This window comes from Enterococcus sp. C57 (assembly GCF_040887305.1).
GTDB lineage: Bacteria > Bacillota > Bacilli > Lactobacillales > Enterococcaceae > Enterococcus_B > Enterococcus_B hirae.
On sequence record NZ_JBFOFP010000003.1, the window covers coordinates 34679 to 56943 of the forward strand.

The 22265-nt window shown below is 38.2% G+C and carries 18 protein-coding genes and 1 pseudogene; 2 read left to right on the forward strand and 17 right to left on the reverse strand.

The genetic code is table 11. The features are described from left to right. Positions 1-183: 183 nt before the first annotated feature. The 3 genes from AB5M32_RS04020 to AB5M32_RS04030 are packed head-to-tail and all read right to left on the reverse strand — an operon-like array spanning position 184 to position 3316. Positions 184-1611 (reverse strand): cation:dicarboxylase symporter family transporter, encoded by a 1428-nt coding sequence (locus AB5M32_RS04020; protein WP_368024341.1) that lies wholly within the window; start codon positions 1609-1611, stop codon positions 184-186. A 5-nt stretch (positions 1612-1616) separates the two neighbouring features. Beyond that, positions 1617-2945: a CoA-disulfide reductase gene (locus AB5M32_RS04025; RefSeq protein WP_368024342.1), complete on the reverse strand. Its 1329-nt coding sequence runs from the start codon at positions 2943-2945 to the stop codon at positions 1617-1619. Between the two features lie 17 nt (positions 2946-2962). Next, positions 2963-3316: a RidA family protein gene (locus tag AB5M32_RS04030; protein WP_178285898.1), complete on the reverse strand. Its 354-nt coding sequence runs from the start codon at positions 3314-3316 to the stop codon at positions 2963-2965. 266 nt (positions 3317-3582) lie between these two features. On the opposite strand from AB5M32_RS04030, the gene AB5M32_RS04035 reads away from it, so the two are divergent. Then, positions 3583-4722, forward strand: coding sequence for a PLP-dependent aspartate aminotransferase family protein (locus AB5M32_RS04035; protein WP_034700797.1), 1140 nt, complete (start codon positions 3583-3585; stop codon positions 4720-4722). 236 nt (positions 4723-4958) lie between these two features. On the opposite strand, the gene AB5M32_RS04040 is transcribed toward AB5M32_RS04035, so the two are convergent. The 3 genes from AB5M32_RS04040 to AB5M32_RS04050 all read right to left on the reverse strand — a co-directional run bounded on the left by AB5M32_RS04040 (position 4959) and on the right by AB5M32_RS04050 (position 7766). Further along, complete coding sequence (locus AB5M32_RS04040; RefSeq protein WP_010737903.1) at positions 4959-5318, reverse strand: MerR family transcriptional regulator; 360 nt, start codon at positions 5316-5318, stop codon at positions 4959-4961. 269 nt (positions 5319-5587) lie between these two features. Then, a complete protein-coding gene (locus AB5M32_RS04045) occupies positions 5588-6994 on the reverse strand; it encodes a Xaa-Pro peptidase family protein (protein ID WP_178285894.1) in 1407 nt (468 codons plus the stop codon). A gap of 10 nt (positions 6995-7004) precedes the next feature. After that, positions 7005-7766 (reverse strand): DeoR/GlpR family DNA-binding transcription regulator, encoded by a 762-nt coding sequence (locus tag AB5M32_RS04050; RefSeq protein ID WP_034700802.1) that lies wholly within the window; start codon positions 7764-7766, stop codon positions 7005-7007. A 260-nt stretch (positions 7767-8026) separates the two neighbouring features. Between AB5M32_RS04050 and AB5M32_RS04055 the strand changes: the two genes are divergently transcribed. Beyond that, complete coding sequence (locus AB5M32_RS04055) at positions 8027-8584, forward strand: pentapeptide repeat-containing protein (RefSeq protein WP_256736357.1); 558 nt, start codon at positions 8027-8029, stop codon at positions 8582-8584. 176 nt (positions 8585-8760) lie between these two features. Here AB5M32_RS04055 and AB5M32_RS04060 read toward each other — a convergent pair whose 3' ends face one another. From AB5M32_RS04060 to AB5M32_RS04110, 11 genes and pseudogenes are all read right to left on the reverse strand, one after another. After that, positions 8761-9447, reverse strand: a complete 687-nt coding sequence (locus AB5M32_RS04060) for a response regulator transcription factor (RefSeq protein WP_010718443.1) — start codon at positions 9445-9447, stop codon at positions 8761-8763. Between the two features lie 10 nt (positions 9448-9457). Continuing rightward, positions 9458-12010 carry a sensor histidine kinase KdpD gene (locus tag AB5M32_RS04065; protein WP_178287259.1) on the reverse strand — a complete coding sequence of 851 codons (2553 nt, stop codon included), beginning with the start codon at positions 12008-12010 and terminating at the stop codon, positions 9458-9460. Between the two features lie 115 nt (positions 12011-12125). Next, positions 12126-12659: a potassium-transporting ATPase subunit C gene (locus AB5M32_RS04070; protein WP_034700806.1), complete on the reverse strand. Its 534-nt coding sequence runs from the start codon at positions 12657-12659 to the stop codon at positions 12126-12128. Positions 12660-12671: 12 nt separating this feature from the next. Next, on the reverse strand, positions 12672-14702 hold the full coding sequence (gene kdpB, locus AB5M32_RS04075; protein WP_178285888.1) for a potassium-transporting ATPase subunit KdpB: 2031 nt from the start codon (positions 14700-14702) through the stop codon (positions 12672-12674). A 9-nt stretch (positions 14703-14711) separates the two neighbouring features. Further along, positions 14712-16388, reverse strand: coding sequence for a potassium-transporting ATPase subunit KdpA (kdpA, locus tag AB5M32_RS04080; RefSeq protein WP_368024343.1), 1677 nt, complete (start codon positions 16386-16388; stop codon positions 14712-14714). Positions 16389-16685: 297 nt separating this feature from the next. After that, entirely contained in the window at positions 16686-17651 is a 966-nt protein-coding gene (lacD, locus tag AB5M32_RS04085) for a tagatose-bisphosphate aldolase (RefSeq protein WP_113821119.1), read from the reverse strand. Positions 17652-17672: 21 nt separating this feature from the next. After that, positions 17673-18189: pseudogene (lacB, locus tag AB5M32_RS04090) on the reverse strand (galactose-6-phosphate isomerase subunit LacB). Positions 18190-18203: 14 nt separating this feature from the next. Further along, positions 18204-18632: a galactose-6-phosphate isomerase subunit LacA gene (gene lacA / locus AB5M32_RS04095; protein WP_010718450.1), complete on the reverse strand. Its 429-nt coding sequence runs from the start codon at positions 18630-18632 to the stop codon at positions 18204-18206. Positions 18633-18659: 27 nt separating this feature from the next. Then, positions 18660-20093 (reverse strand): 6-phospho-beta-galactosidase, encoded by a 1434-nt coding sequence (gene lacG, locus AB5M32_RS04100; protein WP_178285884.1) that lies wholly within the window; start codon positions 20091-20093, stop codon positions 18660-18662. A gap of 13 nt (positions 20094-20106) precedes the next feature. Continuing rightward, a complete protein-coding gene (locus tag AB5M32_RS04105; RefSeq protein ID WP_178285882.1) occupies positions 20107-21765 on the reverse strand; it encodes a PTS transporter subunit EIIC in 1659 nt (552 codons plus the stop codon). A gap of 12 nt (positions 21766-21777) precedes the next feature. Continuing rightward, entirely contained in the window at positions 21778-22089 is a 312-nt protein-coding gene (locus tag AB5M32_RS04110) for a PTS lactose/cellobiose transporter subunit IIA (RefSeq protein ID WP_034700819.1), read from the reverse strand. Positions 22090-22265 lie beyond the last annotated feature (176 nt).

The window sequence follows — 22265 nt, forward strand, 5'->3', positions numbered from 1 at the left end:
TGGGCTTTGAAACTAAAGACGGCACTCCTCTTCACTAAGGCGTGCCGTCTTATTTCTTGGTTGTTTCACTTTTGAAACAGATGAAGGCTATTGTAAAAACGATCCAATCAGCGAGTTGGTATCAACTCATTACCTAGATATCATTTGATTACTAATTGAACACATAACTTTTCCCATTGTCTATTACTCTTCTTCATTTTTTTTATTCAATGGTGCCAAAAACGCTTGTTTATCAAATGTTCCTTCCCACTTATCTACCATAATCGCAGAAACCATTGAGCCTGCGACGTTCAACATGGTACGTCCCATATCAACAATCGGATCGATACCAAATATCGCTCCAATACTTGTGATCGTGTGTCCAAACCCTAAGCCATTAAGAGTAACTGTCGCAGCAACGGTCGCCGTACCAGGTACACCAGCAATTCCGATGGATCCTACCGTAACGACAACGACCACCAAGAAATAAAAGGATAGATCCATTTCCGCGCCAACAGCTGATCCCATTAAAACACCAAGCATAGCAGGGAATACACCAGCACAACCATTCATACCAATCGAAGTTCCTAAAGTAGCAACAAAATTTGCCGTTTCTTGAGACACACCTAGATCTTCTTCCAGATTTTTCAAAGTATAAGGTAAGGTCCCTACGCTTGAACGGGAAGAAAAAGCAAACAATAGTGTCGTAAATGCTTTTTTGTAAAAAACAATTGGATTCACACCCATGAATAGTAATAAAATGACATAAACGATCAACATCAAAAGAACACCAGTATATAGAGCTGCAATAAATCCCATCATTCCCATAATTGCTTGAATCCCTCTAGAAATAATTGTATTACTTACTAAGGCAACAACCCCATACGGCATCAACTTGATCACGTTAGTTAAAACGGAAATGACGGTTACTTTTAATGAGTCCAACAACGTAACAAAAGGTGCCACTTGATCCGGTTTTTTGAATTGTAAGAAGCGAATAGCTCCAGCAAACATAGCCGCTATGATCACAACCGATACAATACTCCCATTATCCCCCATCACACTAACAATATTGTTAGGTATCAGTTTCAAGAAAAATTCCGGGAAACTTTGCGAAGCAATATTACTAATACTTTCTGCTTTGTCTGCTGCCAAGTCTCCAGCAAACTCTGCACCGTTAAGCCGATAGAGTTTGACAACCGCAATCCCCAATGCCGCAGAGATAGCTGTAGTCCCTAGTAATGTTGCAAAAGTTTTTCCCGTCAAATATTTTAACCGTTCTCCTTTGACATCAATCACTACTTTGATAATCGATAAGAACACGACAGGAATAGCTAGCAACTGGATCATCTTCAAGAATCCTGAACCAACTAGGGCATACCAGGCATTGATTTCCGTTCGAGCAAATTCGGTATAAATTTCGCTATCGGAACCAATCAAATCAATGACAACCCCTAAAAGCAAACCAAGAATAAGAGCATAAATCATTCGTTTAGAGAAACTAATCCGTTTGTCTTTCAGGTACTTCATTACCCCGAGGGATAGAATCAGCAAAGCGATTCCTCCCGCAGTATAATAATTACTTACTTTCAGAAATTGAGTAAAAAAAGGTGCATCGATCAATTTATTCATCCCCTTTATTTTGCAGTATTTGCTACAACATTTAGTGCTTCCCACGTAGAAGAAAAAGGTGGTGCATAAGCAAAATCAACAAATCCTAATTCTTCAGTCGTTATTTGAGCGTGTATCGCAACAGCTAAGCCAGTCGCACGAAGAACTGTTTCATTTTTCCCGAATAGTTGGGCGCCATACAACACTTTTGTTTGTCGGTCATAAACCAGTTTGATCATGATTTTTTCTTGAGTTCCATAATAATTTGAGTGATTCATCGTCTCAATACAAGTCGTTTTGATATCTAATCCTTTTTCTCTTGCCATTTTTTCAGTGATACCAGTCGCTGCTGCCTCATACTCTCCTACTTTGATCGCACTGCTGCCTAATGTCCCTGAATATTCCTGCATCTGTACACCGCTAAGATTGATCCCAACGATCCGTCCCATTTTATTCGCTGTAGTCGCTAAAGGAAGGTAAATATCCCCTAAGATTCGATGGGGAATCGAAGCACAGTCACCTGCCGCAAATACATCTTTTTGAGACGTTCTCCCATATGTATCGATTTTAATTGCACCATTTCCTAACAATTCCAATTGATCATTCAAAAAGCTGTTATTAGGAACAAATCCAGCAGCAACGATCACCGCATCCGCCTGATAACTTCCTCTATTCGTTTTGACAGCTACCACTTGTTCATGATTTTTTTCGATCTCTAGAACAGACTCCTCTAAGGAAACCCTTACATTTTCTTCTTCAATAGCTTCTTTAATTTTAGTAGAAAATTCCGGATCAAATGAACGATTCATCAAGTGAGGAGCCATCTCGATCAAATGAATATTTTTTCCTGCTTTCGTTAACTGATCAGCTACTTCAATGCCAATAAATCCACCACCTAGGATGACAATATTTTGATAATTTGATAATTCTTGCTGTAGTCGTTTGACTTCATTAAGTTTTGTAATCGTATATACATCACTGGAATCAATACCAGCAATGTTAGGAACAAACGGCTTTGCACCGACAGCCAGCATCAGATGATCATAAGTTTCATGACTCACTTCATTTGTACTTAAATTTTTTACAGCTAACGTTTTAGTGGCAAATTCGATTGATTCTACTCGATGGCGCAACAATAATTTAATTCCTAAACGTTCGATTTGTTCAGGCGTTCGAGCAAACATCTCTTGTTCATCATTAAATTCTTCACCTAAATAATAAGGAAGCCCACAAGCGCCGAAAGAGATATAATCCTCTTGTTCAATCACGATGATTTCTGCATCTGGATTGACTCTCTTTGCTTTGGCCGCTGCGCTCATTCCTGCAGCAATTCCACCAATGATTATTATTTTCATTCTTTCTTCCTCTTTTCTTATGCTTTAGATAAAACCCATTCGATTTCTATTAAAGCATCTTTTGGTAAGGCAACGACTTGAAAAGCTGATCGTGCTGGGAAACGTTCACCAAAGTGTTCTGCGTACACTTGATTAAATGCTTCAAAATGATTCATATCAGTTAGAAAACAAGTCGTTTTAACCACTTGATTCATGGTCAAGTCTAGCTCCTCCAACACTTGTGATATATTGATCATGATTTGGTTCGTTTGTGCTTTAATCTCTTCAGAAACGATTACACCAGTGGTTGGATCGATTGGTAACTGTCCAGAAACAAAGATCAAGTCTCCCGCCACGCGATATTTTTCATATGGTAATTTGTTGCTACTCATTCTTTTCCTCCTTTAATAATTTTTTATCATAGAATACAATTACACTAAAAAATTATCATATATTTTTAAGGCAGTCAACCACTTTCAGAGTTTTTAAAAACCGCAAAAATTCTTTTATTTAAAATAAAATTATAAAAACTAATGTTATTTAAAATCTAACGCAAGCAATTAATTTCATTGATAATTTTTTATCAAGAAAGCGTTGACATAACGGAAATGAATGTGTTATTTTTGAGATACATGAAGTAGGTTTGGAGGAAACCCATATGAATATCAATACAAAAATTCTACACGATTACCCAGTCATCGACCCAGTTACAGGCGCATCGTCGATACCTAAATATCAAACTTCCACGTTTCATCAAAAAAATGTCTTCACTCACACAGGTTTTAGTTACACTCGTTTTGGTAACCCTACTGTCGAAGCGGCGGAAAAATGTATTGCTTCATTAGAAAACGCGCAGTTCGGTTTAGCCTTTTCATCAGGAATGGCTGCTATTAACGCTGTCCTGTTCCTTTTATCCAAAGGAGATCATTTAGTACTAGGTAAAAATATTTATGGTGGAACCTTCCAAAGCATCCATCTTTTCTTAGCTCGTTTCGGGATCGATTGCACTTTTGTTGATGAAACGGATATTGATTCTTGGCAAAAAGCGATTAAAAAAGAAACAAAAATGTTTTACATTGAAACTCCTTCCAATCCATTATTAACAATCACTGATATAAAGAAAGTGACTGAATTGGCTAACGAGTATCAGATCTTAACAGTTGCAGATAATACATTTATGACACCCATTTCACAACATCCTTTAGATTTAGGTGTTGATATCGTGATACATAGTGCAACAAAGTTTATCAATGGACATAGTGACGTTGTTGCAGGTTTGGTCGCTACAAATAACGAGGAGCTGTATCAGCAATTAAAGGAACATCAAAAAGCACTGGGCGGGATTTTAGGTCCTGAAGATGCTTGGCTACTATTGCGCGGCGTTAAAACGCTGGGGTTAAGAATGGAAAAATCAGTTCGAAACGCTAGTGAATTAGCTAACTTTCTCGTCAATCATCCGAAAGTAACAAACGTTTATTATCCTGGTCTTGAACAGCATGCTGGACATTCGATCCATCAAAAACAATGCGAAGACTGTGGTGCTATTTTGTCATTTGAAGTAGATTCAGTTAAGCAAATTGAAACCTTATTCACACACTGTCGTGTACCAATCGTAGCTGTCAGTCTCGGAGGTGTGGAATCCATCCTTTCTTATCCTTGGGCGATGTCTCATGCCAGTATGCCTGAAAAGGATCGATTAGCGATGGGTGTCACTGAAACTTTAGTTCGGCTTTCATGCGGGATCGAAGATGTAGAAGATTTGATCGCTGATCTTGATGATGCGTTAAATGCTATGTAGTTTCACTCACTATCTGATATTCATGGTGAATTCTATCATCGAAAATAAGCCGGATAGTCCCAAAATAGTTCCTCCTATTTGGGATTATCCGGCTTATTTCTTAGAGTTAGACACTTCCGACAGGCCTTCTTTTTCATCAAAATTTTTTATTTCATCATTGGTAAAAATTTCAGAACTGTTGTATTTGGGCTATAAAAGTTCTCTTAACCAACTGTTGGCTAACATGGACTAATATCTTATTGTTCTAATAAATACCGATCGTAATTCTCGATTTTCTTATGTAATCGTGTTAAACACTCTTGCATCTCATCGATCTTTTGAATCAAATGCTGTCTTTCTGTCATCAATAATTGCTTCCTAGCAGCAATTGTCTGGTCTCCTTGCTTACACAATTTATTGTATTCGATCAACGACTCAATGGATAGACCAGCATTTCTCATACAAATTGTAAAATCTACCCAGTTGAGGTCTTCTTCTGTATAATCACGGATTCCGCCTTTCGTGCGATGTACAGGCGGAATGAGACCAATTTTCTCATAATAACGCAATGTATCGGGCGAGATCCCTTTCGTTTCACTCACTTGTTTGATGTTCATAGGTGATATCTCCTTTTTTCTGCTCCATCTCGTTCATAAACGACTATCCTAACATTTATCTGCTTGGCCAAAACCAATAAACGAATGGAGATTTATGCATGATCATCGTCGCTTTTGAAACAACGTACAAAAAATGATCTAGTCTTTCGGCTTTCACTATAAGGGATTTTTCTCAAAAAAGCTAGCAGACCTCAAAGAAATTCGTAGAAGTAACGAACCATACAGCTCCTGTTACTTCTACGAATTTTCTCTTACCATTCACTCATACATCAAGATGTAGATTTTATTCTTTGTACACGAAATGCTTGATTCTTTGCTAAATAAAAAGGGCGTAAGTATGCAACCGTATTGGAAAGCGGCAAAATGTCTTTACTTAAATCAATGTTTAGCACTTCTTTCAAATACGTTTGACGAATCATAATGCGTTGCCATAATTCTGGATACTTTTCTTTGATTTTTCCTTGCAGTGCCTCATCAGCTAATACCACACATTCTTCCGCACTAACACCTGTATAACCCGGAACTGAAGGAATGATATCTAGTTGAAAAATCATCCCACTTTCAAGTATTTCTTGCGACTCTTGATAAATAGGTGAAGCTAACCACTCTTCATCTGCTGTCAAGTGACCAGGATTTAAATGCCAATGGAACTGTTTTTTTGGTAAAATAGTCTCAACTAGTTGATAAACTTCTTCGCCTCTCATCCCCACTTTGATTGTTTCTAACCAATGAACAATTGCTTGAAAATAAGGTTTAGCCACTTTTTCTAAATAATCCGCTTGCTCTGACGGAAGTTGTTTTTCATGTTCGATGACAAACCCTGTTCTGCTAGATAGACCACCTTTAAACCCGGTAGTTAATGACAACGCATCGCCAAGCTTAATTGTTTTATCGGTTGGGTAAAGATTAGCATATTCGAAACGTTGCCCTGTCGCAGCAATTGTCACTACCGTGTTCGGTTGTCCTTTTCCATTTAACAATGCTCCAATTTCAGACTCTTTTACACCTACTTCAATCTTGTTTAGTGCTTGTAACATGCAACTAGAAGCTAGATTGGCACCAAATTCATAATGAGCGATCTCATTGGCGTTATTTGTTCTCCGTATTCCTTTTTCCCCGATCAACAGCGAACTAGCATTTAGTAGTTCAGTCGTTTCACCTTTTGCTTTTTCGATTGCTTCAATAATAAAGTGAGGAACATCGAATAGCTTGGTCGCTTCTTTCTTCCGTGTAGTAAACATTTTCCAACCAACTACCCCGATTTTTTTCTTTTCAACGAACCCTAACGAGGTAAATAATTGTTCTAAAGGTTGTTCGTGATCCATTGGTTGATTCGGCAATGAAAAAGGTGGATAATGAACCAATTCTGATTGGATTCGTGCATGTTTACATAGTTTCAGATTTTCATTTCCCAAAATCAAGGTACTTTTTCCACTATTTTCCATAACAAATAATCCTTCTTCAAACCGTGGAATAAATCCCGTAAAATATTCAAAATTGCTACCATGCTCACGATCTGCATAAATGATTAGTGTGTCAATCGCTTCTTCTCTCATCCTTTGTATCATTCGTTTTTTTCTCATCTCAATCGTTTCATCTGTTAAGAAAACCGGTGAGACATCTGCAAATGTTTTCGGCTCAGTCAACACATCTAAAATTATATTTTTCTTTTCCATACTTACTCCTTTATTGATCTAATATAAGACATTCCACCTGATTATTTATCAAAGCTTGTTGTAACTGCTTGCTGGGAGGTTGATCTGTTACTAGAAAATCAATCTCTTTTAAATCACAAACCTTAAAAAAACCGGTTTTATCCATTTTTGTATGATCTGCTAAAGCAACCACCGTTTTTGCCTGTTTGACCATTTGGCGTTTGACAAGTCCTTCTTCTTCCGTATGAATGAATATTCCTTCAGACGATAAAGCAAAAACACCTAAAAATGTATAGTCTACACTGTATTGTTTTAATTTCTCAATAGTATCTGCGCCATGTAAAAAAAGTTGTGTTTTGTGCAATTTTCCCGGCAATAGCGTAATCGTAGTTGCTGACCTTTTTGCCAACAGCATCGCATGAGTCAAAGAATTAGTGATAGCTGTCAAAGGTTTCATCCCTATTTGATTGATCACACTTTCTACAGTAGTGGAGGAATCGAAAATAACCGATGAATTGTCTTTAATGATAGCTGCAGCGGTTTTTCCTAACTGAAGTTTCACTCCATTTAATTTAGTTGAACGTTGCTCATAATCAAAAATAGTTGCTTCTCTTTCTAATAAAATCGCTCCGCCGTGTGTTCTGCGAACTATATTTTTTTCTTCTAACTTCATTAAATCACGTCTGATCGTGTCTTTAGATACTTCCAGCTGTTCTGCTAAGTCATCAATCGCAGCATTTTGTTTTTCTTTCATGATTTTGATTATTTTTTTCAAACGAATTTCCCTCAGCATGAAACCGCCTCCCTTAAGTCACTTTACTACAGTTTGCAACTCTTTGCAATATTTTGCGATATATCGCATTTTGTCGCAAAAAAATTGCCAAATGTAATCAAATGATTTGTGCTATAATAAGCAGACAGCGATGATTCCGTTACTGATATGGAAAAATCTTATATAGGAAAGTAGATGAATCTATGAAAATCGTTCCTCCAAAAATTTCTCCCACATTACCACTTAAGCCCTTTTCTACAATCTATTCCGAAGAGGAACCAATGCTTGAAATGTGCAAAGTAGCCAATGACGAAGCAATCGAAGCATTTTTCGATCGTCCCCGTTTTTACAATATGGAATTTGATCACTGTCAATTTACAAATAGCGATTTTAGTCAGGTCGAGTTCGTAGATGTTCGCTTTAAAAATTGTGATCTTTCCAACGTCAATATGACAAAAGCCTCTATCCACCGAGTAGAATTTATCAATTGCAAACTACTTGGGACAACCTTTCAAGAATCAACGATTAAAAACGTTACTTTTAAAGATTGTCTAATCAATCTAGCTGCTTTTGGCTATGCTAAAATGGAGAATAATCAATTTTGCCATTGTTCACTGGAAAACGCCGATCTTTATCATTGTCACTTCAAAGGAATCGTTTTTGACAATTGTGAATTGAACGAAGCGAATTTTCAGCAAACCTCTTTAAAAGGCGTTGATTTAAGCTCCTCTAATTTTGAAACATTAAGCATTACGATCAATGAATTAAAAGGTTGCCAGGTCTCAACCTACCAGGCCTTAAAATTCTCTACATTGTTAGGTCTAATTATAAAAGAGTAAGTGAATAACCTAGGTTTAATTCCCTAGAAGTAATACGATGAACACCATAAAAAGGTCATGAAAGATACAGTAAGCTCTGGTTTGTTCGGAGCTATTTGTTTCTTTCATGACCTTTTTGAACTATCTTTCTTGGATCTAATACTTATTAAACAGACTTCACTGTTTCATCTTTATGTTTACGAGCGGTAATCACGTAAACGATAACCAACACCAATTTCAGTAATGATATATTCAGGCTTCAACGTATTTGTTTCAATTTTTTTGCGGATATTTGACATATTGACTCGCAAAATTTGGGAATCTTCGCTGTATGGTCCCCATACTTGGGTCATTAATGTTTGGTAAGTGACTACTTTACCAATCTGCTCAAATAAACATTTAAGTAATCGATATTCATTTTTTGTTAAATGGATTTCTTGGTCATTTTTATAAACCAACTGCTTATCAAAATCGATTTTCAATGCATTATTTACTACGATCAACGTCTGTTCTTCTTTGGTTTTCTTATGGCGTAAAGCTGTTCTTATACGAGCTAGAAGTTCGTTAGTCCCGAAAGGTTTGGTGACGTAATCATCTGCTCCTAAATCAAGGGCGGCTACTTTTTCATTTTCGTCCTTTCGTGCAGAAATCACCACGATCGGAAGATCCATCCGTTTCCTCAATATTTTCAAGAGATCCATTCCATCAATATCCGGTAAACCTAGATCAAGTAAAATGACATCAAATGTTTCTGCCTGTAAAGCAGTTAAAGCTTCCATCCCATTTGCTGCTACCGTTAATCTATATTGTTCTCGCTCAAAAACCACTTCCATGAAGTCGGTAATATTGGGATCATCTTCAATCAATAAGATCATCTTATTCATAAAAAACTCCTTACTTTAAATAGATTCGGACAATCGTTTCCCCATTATCGGCAATCATCTCCATTTGTCCGTTATGAGCACGAATGATCGTGTTGACAATACTTAACCCAATTCCCAATCCGTTTTTAGAATCAACAGGCACCTCATTTGGTTGAGTCAGATTATTTTGGATTTTTTGAAATTGTTCGATAGGAATCACACCCTTATTTCTAATCTCAATCCTCGTTTCTTCTCCATTTTGGCTCACAGTCAATCGTACAGGTTGCTGTTTTTCACCGTGTCTCAAAGCATTCTCAATCAAATTGAACAAAGCTTGTTCAATTAAAATAGGATCTGCTTGGATGAATAGCATGTTTTCTGGTAATACGACATCTAATTGGCTATCTGGATACACTTTTTTCAAATGACTATACACAGCTTCGATAATTTCTTCAATCGGTTCCGCTGATTTATTCACTTTCATTGTATTCATATTGATCCGTGTAATCGATAATAAATTTTCCACCATTCGAATCAACCATTGGGACTCATCTTGAATATCTTGCAATAATTTTTGTTGGGTTTCTTTCGACACACTTTTTTCATTGTTTAACGTCTCCGCAATCCCTGAAATTGCCGTTAATGGTGTCCGCAAATCATGCGAGACCGCTCGGAGCAAATTGCTGCGGACTCTTTCTCGTTCATTCTCAAGTTCGATTTGCTCTTTCTCATTTTTCAATTGATTTTGTTCCAGAATCGTTGCCAGTTGTGTAATGAGCAACTTTAAATAGTTTAGTTGATCGTTTTGTAGGTCGTGGGAATGACTTCGTTCCATTCCTAAAACAGCTACGACTTTTCCATTAGTAAGGATCGGTAAATAGAATCCTTTTGCTCCTCCGAGGGTATCGGTTCCATTTCCTGCTTCTTGTTGATTTTTTGCTGTCCAAACAGCTACTGCAATTTCTTCACTGATATTAAGTCTTGATTTTTTCCGATCGACACGATGCACACTTTTCACTTGTCCTTCAGAATCAAAGAGAACCACTTCCCGATCTAACAAACGTGAAAGATACGTCGCAGTAATATCAAAAATTTGTTGTTGATCTTGTGCCAACACATATTGTTTATTCAATTCATAAAGAATTTCCATTTGATGCTCTTTTTCCATAGAATAAACTGCTTGTTTTTTTAACCGCACCATTAAGTTACTAATCATCAGAGCAACTAAAAACATGATCAAAAGAGTGAACGGATAGCCTTGTTTATAGACTGTCAATGAATAAAGCGGCTCAACAAAAAACCAATTGAACGATAGTACACTAAGGATTGATGCTAAAGCGCTCCAAAAATAACCGGAAGTCATCCGAGCGACTAATAAGACGAAAAAGAGATAGATCAACATCAGATTTTGATCACCGACGTTCAAATACTGCATCAACTCAGTAATTAAAGTGGCACAAAAAACAGCACCTAATGCATACCCTAGATCTTTCCCGCCGCCTTCAATGATTTTTCTTGTATGAAATAAAAAAGACGGTCTAGTTTCTTGAAATGGGATCAAATGGATCTCTGTATCATTCAATCGCTTCAGCAATCGGTTTTCAAACGATTCTAAAAATAATCGTTCATACCATGGTTGTCGTAGATTCTTTCCCATGATGATATCTGTGATACCAGTCATTTTAGCGTATTCAACGATCGTTTCAAAGCTTCCTTCTTCTTCCATACTGATCACTTCTCCACCAAGTTTGTCAGCAAGTGGTAAGTTTGTCGGCGTGTCTTCATGTGAACGAATCTGAATCACGACCCATTGCGCACCTAAGCCCTGCGCTAATCTTGCAGTCCAACGAATACACTTTTCTGCCATTTTAGGAAAATCGTCATTAACAATAGTCAACAACTTGCTTTGGATTCGATTGGTTTGACTACTGACTTGATTGATATGATCGGAAGCTCTTTGGATCGCTAAACCTCTCAGATGGTTCAACTTTTGTGGGGTAAAAAAATTTTTTAAGGCTCGTTTTGCATTTTCGTTGGTATAGATCTTTCCTTCTTCTAACCGTAAGATCAATTCTTCCGGCTCAACATCGATCACTTTCAAAGATGCTTGTTGAAAGAAAGTGTCTGGCACGGTTTCTTTTACTTCCACACCTGTTACATTAACAACAACATCATTCAAACTTTCGATATGTTGCACATTAATCGTTGTAAAAACGTTGATTCCAGCATTCAGTAACTCTGCCACGTCTTGGTAACGTTTCTTATTTCTTGAACCATGCGCATTGGTGTGTGCTAATTCATCGATCAAAACTACTTCGGGCTTTCGCTTGATCAAGCGATCAATATCAGGTTCAAATAAAGTGATTGATTTGTAATTGATTTCTTTGGGTGGGATCTGAGGCATACCTTCGAGTAGTTGATTCGTTTCTGGTCGATCATGAGGCTCAATATAGCCAATCACGACATCTTTACCTAAGGCAAATAATTCTCTAGCTTCTAAGAGCATCGCATACGTTTTACCGACACCAGCCGCAAAACCAAAGAATACTCTTAGTTTGCCCTTCTTCTCTTGCTGTCTTTGCATAAAATCTTCTGATACACTCGATAACGACATCCTTTCCCCCTCCAACTTATCCTTTATGTAAGTCTGAGCCATTTTCCGATTGGTTAAGACCAATCAAGAAAATGGCTAGAACCGATTATGAATCAGACATCTGATCTAACGAAAGATTCAATTGTAATACATTAACGTATTTGCGGTCTGAAAACCAATCCTTATGGCTGTTTTTTTCTATTATAGCATAGATATCCGCTTCTTTAAGACCTCGCTCTTGAGCGATTTTTGACACTTGAAAATTGGCTGCTTCCACACTGATATCCGGGTCTACACCACTTGCCGAAGCAGTCACTAGATCCACCGGAACTTCTTTTTGCGCTGGGTTTTCTTGAAGTTGTTTTTTCGTTCTCTGTTCCACACGTGAAGCCTGTTCCTTGGATACCGGTGACAGTTGGCTAACTTTTTCATTCCGTCCAGAAAAATAGCGAGTTGATTCAAAAGGTTGCCCAATCAACTTCGAACCTATGACTTTCCCATCATTGGTAACTTGGCTACCATTAGCTTGTTCATTGAAAAATAGTTGACCGACCCCGGTAACTAGTAATGTATACCCCCCTCCAAAAACAAGTAAACTTAACAATAAAAAACGAATACTTCCCATAACTGTTTTTCGCATCACTTTTCTCCTTTACAAAATCACGAATGATAAAATGACATCAATCAGTTTGATAAAAATAAATGGTGCAATGACTCCTCCTAATCCATAGACAAGTAGATTATGTCGCAGGATTTGACTAGCTGGTTTTTCCTGGTAAGCAACACCTTTCAACGCTAACGGGATCAATGCCACAATCACCACCGCGTTATAAATGACCGCAGATAAAATAGCTGTTAAAGGCGTACTAAGTCCCATGATGTTCAATTGATCTAATTGTGGATAGATGCTATAGAACAAGACTGGGATCACCGCAAAATATTTAGCAACATCATTGGCAATACTAAAGGTCGTTAACGCTCCACGAGTCATCAATAGTTGTTTGCCGATTTGAACTACTTGCAGGAGTTTCGTAGGACTTGAATCTAAGTCGATCATGTTCCCTGCTTCTTTGGCAGCCTGGGTTCCTGTATTCATTGCCATCGCTACATCAGCTTGTGCTAATGCCGGAGCATCATTCGTTCCATCACCGGTCATTGCTACAAGGTGACCTTTTTCTTGGTACTCACGGATTAATTCCATTTTGTTTTCTGGTGTTGCTTCTGCCAAAAAATCATCAACGCCCGCTTCTGCCGCAATCGCTGCAGCTGTCAAAGGATTATCCCCTGTGATCATGATCGTTTTGATCCCCATTTTCCGCATATCTGCAAATTTTTCTTTCACACCATTTTTTACAATGTCTTTGAGATAAACGACACCTAAAACTTGGTAATTTTTGACAACTACTAATGGGGTTCCCCCTGCACGTGCGATTTGAGCCACTAATTGATCGCATTCTTCAGGATAGGTATGTCCATTTGCTTCCACGTATTTTTTCATAGTGTCAGCCGCACCTTTACGAATTTCGTCCCCGCGATAATCAATCCCGCTCATTCTTGTTTTTGCACTAAAATCAATAAATTTCACCTCAGATTGCTGAAATTCACGTTCCCGTAGATTGAATCGTTCTTTGGCTAAAATCACAATGCTTCTGCCTTCCGCTGTTTCATCTGCCAAAGAGGAAAGTTGGGCAGCATCCGCCAGTTCTCGTTCACTCACTTGATGAACTGGTAAAAATTCACTTGCACGTCGATTGCCCAGCGTAATCGTTCCTGTTTTATCCAATAATAAGACATCGACGTCTCCTGCCGCTTCGATTGCTCGACCACTCATGGCAATGACATTTTCTTTTGTCAATCGACTCATACCAGCAATACCGATCGAAGAGATCAATGCACCAATTGTCGTGGGTGCTAAACAAATCAATAACGCAATCACAATGATTAAAGAAAGCGAGCCACCTTTTCCTGCCAGCAGACTACTAAAGTGAGTAAACGGGATCAGCGTAATCGAAACTGTTAAGAAAATGATCGTCAAAGTGATCAAAAAGATTTGCAGCCCGATTTCATTCGGTGTTTTTTTTCGTTGGGTGCCTTCCACCATCGCAATCATTTTGTCTAAAAATGATTGACCGTTTTCAGAAGTGACCCGTATCACTAAATAATCAGAGACGACTGTCGTTCCTCCTGTCACAGCGCTTCGATCCCCTCCGGATTCCCGAATGACTGGTGCTGATTCTCCAGTAATGGCACTTTCATCGACAGAGGCAGCCCCTTCAATAACGTCCCCGTCTGCTGGGATTTGTTCACCTGCTTGAACATAAACCAGATCGCCTTTTTTTAAATCAGAAGAACGGATCTCAATAAAGTTTTTATCTTGTACATCTTCTAAACGGGTGATCTTATAGGTCATTACTTCTTTCTTCGCTTGCTTCAAACTATCCGCTTGTGCCTTCCCACGACCTTCAGCAACGGCTTCAGCAAAATTGGCAAATAATAGAGTCAACCATAAGAAAACCGTAATTGCAAGACTAAACCATAACGGTACATCCATCGGGTAAAAACACAAAATGGTTGTCAAAATCGCGCCTAAATAGACAACAAACATGACTGGATTTCTTAATTGCTGTCGTGGGTCCAACTTCTTGAACGATTGACCCACAGCCCATAAATAGATTTTTTTCATTTTTCTCACTCACTTTACTGTAAAATACTCAGCAATTGGTCCTAAGGCTAATGCTGGTAAGAAACTCAAGGCGCCGATCACTAAAATGACAATAATCAACATCGTAACAAACGTTGGACTGACGGTTGATAATGTCCCTGGACTCAACGCTGCTTTTTTCTTATTCCCCATGTTTTCTGCTAGGAATAAAATCGCAACGATCGGTAGATATCTGGAAAGCAGCATCAAGAAACTGCCTAAATAGTTAATAAACGGCGTATCTGCTAATAGACCTCCAAATGAACTCCCATTATTATTCGCTAAGGAAGTTGCACCATATAATAATTCACTAAATCCATGAGGTCCTTCATTAGTTAACCAAGTGAAGACTTCACTGTGGCTGATCAAGGCCATAGCTCCAAAGAGGGTCAACATTAAAGGAGTCAAAATAACTAAACTAGCCATCTTGATGTCAAACGCTTCAATTTTTTTCCCTAAATATTCGGGCGTACGACCAACTAATAAACCAGCAATAAAAACGGCTAACAAAAGAAAAGCAAGCATGCCGTATAGTCCACTACCAATCCCACCAAAAATAATCTCTCCTAATTGCATCAAAAAGAGTGGGATCGCTCCACCTAAGGGCGTAAAACTATCTAACATCGCATTGACCGAACCATTAGAAGCAGCAGTCGTGCTGACAGCCCATAAACTTGACCATCCCACACCGAAACGAACTTCTTTTCCTTCCATGTTGGCCGAACCTAACACTTGAGGAAAGTTTGGTCCATAATATTCACTAACTGTTACCCCGATAAACGCTAATAGAACAAAAGTGGTTGCAACGATCAAGATCGTCCGTCCTTGTTTCCATTCTTTTACCCAAAAACCTAGTGTAAAAATCAATGCAGCAGGAATGAGCAAAATGGCAATATTTTCCAAAAAATTCGCTAAAATCGTTGGATTCTCAAAAGGATAAGCTGAATTTGCACCAAAAAAACCACCACCGTTCGTTCCTAACTGCTTGATAGCTACTTGGCTTGCTACTGGTCCTAGATACAACCACAAATCTTTTCCTTCTAATCCTTGATAAGCTAGCCCTGATTGCAACGTTTGGATCGTTCCTTGAGAGATCAATAAGATGGCTAAAACGATGGAAAGCGGCAATAAGATATAGACTAGACCTCTGGTTAAATCTTGCCAAAAATTCCCTAGTCGTTTATTTTTCACTTGAGTCAAACCTCTTAATAAGGCAATCAAAACTGCTAAACCAACACCTGCAGATACAAAATTTTGAACTGTTAAGCCAAACATTTGCGAAAAATTCGATAAGGTAGTTTCCCCAGCATAGGCTTGCCAATTAGTATTCGTTACAAAGCTAACTGCCGTATTGAGGGCTAATGGGAAAGAAAGATTTTTAACTGTATTCCCTCCCGGCAACCATTCTTGTGTCATTAACAGACCAATCAGTAAAATGAGCGAAAAAAGGCTTAATGACAATACACTAAAAATGTAGCGTTTCGCCGTCATTTCTTTCTGACTGACTGGTCCGATTATTTTATAAAATAGTTTTTCAACGGGTTGCAAAAATCGTACGCCTTTAGGTATGTTATTTTGCATGATTTGTTTAATATACCACCCAAGAGGTAACGCTAGAATTAGTAACACAAATAAAAAAAACAATCCTTGATAAATGATACTACTCATAACTCTTCCCCCTTAAATAAAAACCAGAAAAGATAAATCATTAATAAAGCACTAATCAAACCAAATATAATCATCATTTTTCCTCTCTCCTTTATGATTTGATCATACAAAAAAAGATATAAAGATAGTGTGAAACTTTAAATCGTTTCTTTACACTATCTTTATATCTCTTGATTATTTATTCTTATCTATTTTTCTCCATTATAAAAAATAGAAGAAGCGTTTCAAAAAATGTTCATTCAGTAAAGTTGCCCGCTATGTTTATACCCTCCGAACAAATGGTATTCATAGCCTTTTTTATAACGCTACTGGTGTTGCAGTTTCTTTCAGCACTTGGTTGAGTTGTTGGATTTTTTTACTTCCTTCTTCGTTCATCCACGTCATTGCCGCTTCTTTTCCGTGTTTGACAAAAGTTTCTACCCCAGCACTCCACGTTGCCCGACCACAAAGAACCCCATTGAAGGTCGATCCTGCTGCCTTGGCAAAACGTAGTGTTTCATAAAATAATTCTGCTTCGACACCGGCACTTAAAAAGATATATGGCAAATGGGTAGCAGCAGCTTGTTCTTGGAAAAATTTCGCTGCTTCTTCTTTCGTATGTACGAAATCTGTTTGACTATATCCTTCTACATAGTGCATGTTGACAGGAACTTCCACTTTCAAGACATCGACATTGAATCGCTCTTCAGAAAACTTCTCCATCATTTTTATGACTTTGCCAGGTTTTTTCATCGCATATTCTTTTGATTGACTATCAGAAATGTTTTGATCATATGAAACTAATTCTAAAAAGAATGGTAAATTTTCTGCCTGACATTCTGAGCCGATCCGTTCAATAAATACCTGTTTTCGCTCATTGATTTCGTCACTTTCATCAACATCATAATAAAGTAAGAATTTACAAGCATCTGCACCTGCCTCTTTTAGATTCTTAACTGAACAAGTAGGTAAAAGATCAGGAAGTCTTCCAGGCACGGTACTATCATATCCCGTTTTTTCATAGGCAAGAAGTAAGCCAGCTTCTTGCGCTTTCGCTTTCGCTGCAGGCAAGCCATACTCTGGGTCTAACAAAATCGCTGACGCATCTTTTGTTAGTTGCGAAGACACGATCATCTTAAATTCTTCCAGCTCTTTAGCACTTGCTTCTTCTCCTTTTGCTTTGGTAAGCATTTTACGTAATGCACCTCGTTGATCAATTGCTAAAGCGGCAAAGATTTGTTCTTTATTCCAGAGTTTTTTTAAATGTTTCATTTTTCCATCCATTGCTTTTATGTCACGCTCCTTTTAGTCTTCGTATTCGCCCATTTCCCATTTTTTAAGAAATTTTGCAAAAAATTCCGGCTTCTCTTGCGAAGCATTTGTGCTTTCACACTGGTTGATTTTTTCGATCAACTGTTTGTTTTTATCTGTTTCTTGATATTCTGCCTGAATAAAGGCTTCGATGACATCACAAATCAAAAATTCTCCTGTGATTCTGGCACCAAAACCAATGACGTTCGCATTTAGTTGCTCTTTTGCATAGATGGCACTGGTCATATCACGAACCAACGCACCTCTTACTCCAGGTACTTTATTGACTGCATTGGTAATCCCGGACACCTGTTCCACATAAACATACGCCTAAATCAACTTCTTTTTTAACTACTGCTTCTCCAATTTTTTTCCCATATATCGGGTAATGTGTGCGGGTAAAATCATAGGTCCCTACATCCACTACTTCATGCCCTTTTGATTTCAAAAAATCCGCAACTGCTATTTTTGTATCTGTTACGATGTGGTCACATCCAATTGCTATTCTCATTATCTGCTCCTTTCTTAACCCATTTCATTTAACATATCTACACGAATCTGATGACGACCACCACTATAAGATGCGGTCAAAAATCCCTTAACGATATTTAACGCAAGCTCTTTACCAACAATCGCTGCGCCTAAGGTAATCATTCGGGCATCATTATGATCTCTAGTCATATAAGCACTTCTTTCATCCGACACTTCAGCTGCCACGATTCCTTTTATTTTTGTTGCGACCATAAAGCTCCCTGCACCATAACCATCAATAGCGATCCCTAGACTTTCCGGGTGTTCTTTTAAATCTGTTGTGATAGCTAATGTAGATGCAATAAAATCTTCTGCTGGTTGAATACTTTTATCTTCTACTTCAAATCCCTCTTGCACGAGCTTATCTTTTAACCATTCTTTTAATTCCATTCCGTCGCTATCCGCACCAATGACTACTCGCATACTCATTTTTCCTCCTGTTTAGTTTTCTCATTTCTCGCTAGTTTCATTTTTAATCGGTTGATCCAATACTTTTTCTTTGCTGATTTTTTGGTACCAATAAGCACTCTTTTTAGGAAATCGTTGCTGCGTATCAAAATCTACGTAAAATAATCCATAACGTTTATTGTAACCATTCGTCCAAGAAAACATATCCATCAACGACCAAATAAAGTATCCCTCAATTCTCACACCTTGGTCGATCGCCCGTAAAATAGCGGCTAGATGAAGACGAACATAATCGATCCGCTCCTCATCATTGATTTGTCCCGCTTCAAAATGATCCTTACTCCCTAAACCATTTTCTGTTACATAGATTTTTCCGTAGTTCGGATAATTCTGTTTGATCAAGAGAAGCATATCTTCCAACCCTTGTGGATAGATCGGCCAATCCCAGTCAGTCGTCGGGATTACAGGATTTGTCACCCTTTCTCCTACACCTTGCAAGGCAAAGATACTACTTCCTTTTTCACCAGTTCCGTTATGTTGGATTTTTGATGTTCCTGTATAGTCTTTTAAAAAATGACTCGCATAATAATTGACTCCTAAAAAATCAATCATTTTTGCTGCTTCTTTTAGATGATCAAAATCTTCTATTTTGAGTTCAAGCTTCGCCCCATTTGCAGATAAGATCTCATTGATCACACGCATCGTTTCTGCTGAGTATTCCCCTTTAAACGTCGCATCCAATAGAAATTGATTCGCCAAGATATGTTCTTTCTTCGCTGACAGGCTATCTTCTCTCAGATCAGTTATCCCGTACTTTGATTCTAAAATATGAACGATCCCGATCTCACCTTGGTAATTAGCTTCCTTGTATTTTTTGACTACGCGAGCGTGGGCAACCATCATGTTGTGCATCGATTGGATCGCTTTACCCAGCTCATATTGATTGTTCGGCGGAAAATGACCGATGATGTATTGACCGGCAACCACTGACCAGGGTTCATTGATCGTGATCCAATGTTTCACTTTGTCCCCGTATTCTTCGAAACAAAATTGCGCAAAGTCAACATAATCATCCACCATATTTGCAGACAACCAATCACCATCTTTAAATTGCTTCTCTGGTGTATCAAAATGGTGCAAAGTCACAAACGGCGTGACTCCATTTTTGATACAAGAATCGATCAAACGATGATAAAATTGGACACCGATCGGATCGACCTTCTCTCTCCCACTAGGAAAGATCCTAGACCAGGCAATCGAAATCCGAATGCCATTGATGCCAAACTGATGACATGCTTGTAAGTCTTCTGCATAACGATTATAGAAATCACTTGCTTGACTAGGGTCAAATGTCCCTGTCTTTTTAAGGTAATCATCCCAATAATTTTTCCCACGGTTTCCTATTGAAAGGGCACCCTCAGCTTGATAAGCAGCCGTTGCCGCTCCAAAAATAAAATGTTCTGGAAATTTATTCATCGCATCCTCCACATCATGTTAGATTTTCAAAAACAAAGTTGACCGCATCAGTAGGTGCTTTTGCAAGTTTGACGTACTCGATTCCCGTAGTAGAAACAGTTTGTGTTTTATGGTCCTTCGCACTTTCTCTCAGTTCCTCAAGCATCGAAGCCATTTGCGGAGCTAAGATAATCAAGTCAAACTCGCCAATCTGATCTTTATGTTGCCCATAAGCCATTGCCGTCGCATCCACACCGATACTCAATTCCTTCGCACCCTTTTTAATTGCATTGGCTAACATCGAACTAGTTGCTCCATTGGCACAAAGTACAAGAACATTAGTCTGATCATTCTTTTGTTTAGCAAATGCCGGTGAAACGACTGCTGGTTTGACAGTTGTACTTTCCAACTGATCGCCGTGCCCTATTTCTTTTTCTTTCACTAATAATTCATTGTCATAGGCTTTGAAAAATGGATAGTAAATCGCAAAATCAACGGTTAATAAAACAATCATCAAAACGATCGATAGTCCAGCAAAACCTGTCCCTAAGATCAACCCTACTGGTCCAGGAGTTGTCCATGGCAGATTGTAGATGAATCCATTCATATCTAACACCTCAACAAAAAATTTAAAGATCCAGACATTGAGGATCGGTGCAAGAATAAAAGGAATAAAAAAGATAGGATTCAATACAATTGGTGCACCAAACAGCATGGGTTCATTCACACCAAACAAAACGGGAATCGCTGAGGCACGTCCCATTGTTTTTAACTGCTTTGACTTTGCTAGAAAAGCAAACATCAACGTAATGACCAATGTCGCACCCGTCCCACCTAGTGTGGCAACAAAGTATTGTAAGCCTTGAGATAAAATTTTCGGTGCATGGTCCCCACTTTGATACAGTTGAAAATTCATCTCTACATTTGTTATGTAGATGGCAGCAACAGCTGGCTCAACAATAGAGGGACCGTGGATACCGACAAACCAGAAAAACGCCATTGCCCCAAAAATGAGTGCTAACCCAAAATAGCCATCGGCCGCTGAGAAAATTGGTTGGAACAGCTCAATCAATTTTTCTGAAAACCCACTACCGACAAGGTTACGAAAACCCAAATCAAATCCCCAAAAAAAGACGGTCGACAGTGTAATCGGGATCAAATCCTTAAATGTCTGTGAGATATTACCAGGAACTTCCTCTGGCATTTTCACTGTCAAATTCTTGCTAACACAGAATCGATAGATATTAGGAACAATAAAACCAACAATGAACGCTGTCATCAATCCTTTGGTCCCCATGTAATCAGAAGCAAATCCACCTTCTAACGAATCAACCCCAACAATCAAGAAACCAATAAAAGCAGCGATCATGGTTGAAGTACTATTGATTTGATTCGTTTTTGGCAATTTAGTATTAAAGTTTTCTGTCAAACTCTTGGTCACTGTAGCAGCCATTAAGATCCCTAATATCCCCATGGAACCGTTATACGCTTTCATTAGAATGGACTCTATTTCTTCTCCCCAATGAAAATTGAATGCGTTGGGAACATATGCTACCAATAAAAAAAAGCTTGAAAAAAGAATGACAGGGATAAGACTGATAAAACCATCCCTAATTGCTCTTAAATAAGAATTATTAGAAATTTTCTCAAAAAACGGTTTCATTTTTTCGATACGTTTGATCATTGCATTCATACCCAGGCTCCTCTATGATTTTTTATAAATATTAAAGAGATGTTGAATGACATCTTTCAATAGCAACGTGGTCATTAGATGATCTTGGGCGTGAACCATAATAAACCCTACTTCAATTGTTTCACCACTCGCTTCAGCAGCTAACATTTTAGTTTGAGAATTGTGCGCTTCAACCAAACTCTGATTGGCTTCTTCAACTAATCCATTGGCTTCTTCAAATTCCCCCTTCTCTGCTTTAGCTAACGCTTCGATCAATTTCGATCTTGCTTCACCAGCAAAAGCTACCACTTCAAATCCAATCATTGCTACTGTTTCTTTATCCATTTTTCTTCCTCCATTCTCTTACAAGAACATTATATTTGTTCCAGTTTATGTTTATTTGTGTTCGTTTTTGTCCTTTACAAACAAATAGTAACCGAATGTTTTTAACATGTCAATCTATTTTCTTATACAAACCTTTAATATTTGACAACCTCCTCTGAATGTTTTATGTTTATTTC

Coding starts and splice junctions, on each gene's coding strand:
- lacG (WP_178285884.1), bottom strand. CDS start 20,093: ATGAATAAATTTCCAGAACATTTTATTTTTGGAGCGGCAACGGCTGCT.
- lacA (WP_010718450.1), bottom strand. CDS start 18,632: ATGCGAGTAGTCATTGGTGCGGATAGCGACGGAATGGAATTAAAAGAA.
- AB5M32_RS04045 (WP_178285894.1), bottom strand. CDS start 6,994: ATGGAAAAGAAAAATATAATTTTAGATGTGTTGACTGAGCCGAAAACA.
- AB5M32_RS04065 (WP_178287259.1), bottom strand. CDS start 12,010: ATGCAAAGACAGCAAGAGAAGAAGGGCAAACTAAGAGTATTCTTTGGT.
- AB5M32_RS04035 (WP_034700797.1), top strand. CDS start 3,583: ATGAATATCAATACAAAAATTCTACACGATTACCCAGTCATCGACCCA.
- AB5M32_RS04020 (WP_368024341.1), bottom strand. CDS start 1,611: ATGAATAAATTGATCGATGCACCTTTTTTTACTCAATTTCTGAAAGTA.
- AB5M32_RS04070 (WP_034700806.1), bottom strand. CDS start 12,659: ATGCGAAAAACAGTTATGGGAAGTATTCGTTTTTTATTGTTAAGTTTA.
- AB5M32_RS04025 (WP_368024342.1), bottom strand. CDS start 2,945: ATGAAAATAATAATCATTGGTGGAATTGCTGCAGGAATGAGCGCAGCG.
- AB5M32_RS04030 (WP_178285898.1), bottom strand. CDS start 3,316: ATGAGTAGCAACAAATTACCATATGAAAAATATCGCGTGGCGGGAGAC.
- AB5M32_RS04040 (WP_010737903.1), bottom strand. CDS start 5,318: ATGAACATCAAACAAGTGAGTGAAACGAAAGGGATCTCGCCCGATACA.
- AB5M32_RS04060 (WP_010718443.1), bottom strand. CDS start 9,447: ATGAATAAGATGATCTTATTGATTGAAGATGATCCCAATATTACCGAC.
- lacD (WP_113821119.1), bottom strand. CDS start 17,651: ATGGATGGAAAAATGAAACATTTAAAAAAACTCTGGAATAAAGAACAA.
- AB5M32_RS04050 (WP_034700802.1), bottom strand. CDS start 7,766: ATGCTGAGGGAAATTCGTTTGAAAAAAATAATCAAAATCATGAAAGAA.
- AB5M32_RS04105 (WP_178285882.1), bottom strand. CDS start 21,765: ATGAATGCAATGATCAAACGTATCGAAAAAATGAAACCGTTTTTTGAG.
- AB5M32_RS04110 (WP_034700819.1), bottom strand. CDS start 22,089: ATGGATAAAGAAACAGTAGCAATGATTGGATTTGAAGTGGTAGCTTTT.
- kdpA (WP_368024343.1), bottom strand. CDS start 16,388: ATGAGTAGTATCATTTATCAAGGATTGTTTTTTTTATTTGTGTTACTA.
- AB5M32_RS04055 (WP_256736357.1), top strand. CDS start 8,027: ATGCTTGAAATGTGCAAAGTAGCCAATGACGAAGCAATCGAAGCATTT.
- kdpB (WP_178285888.1), bottom strand. CDS start 14,702: ATGAAAAAAATCTATTTATGGGCTGTGGGTCAATCGTTCAAGAAGTTG.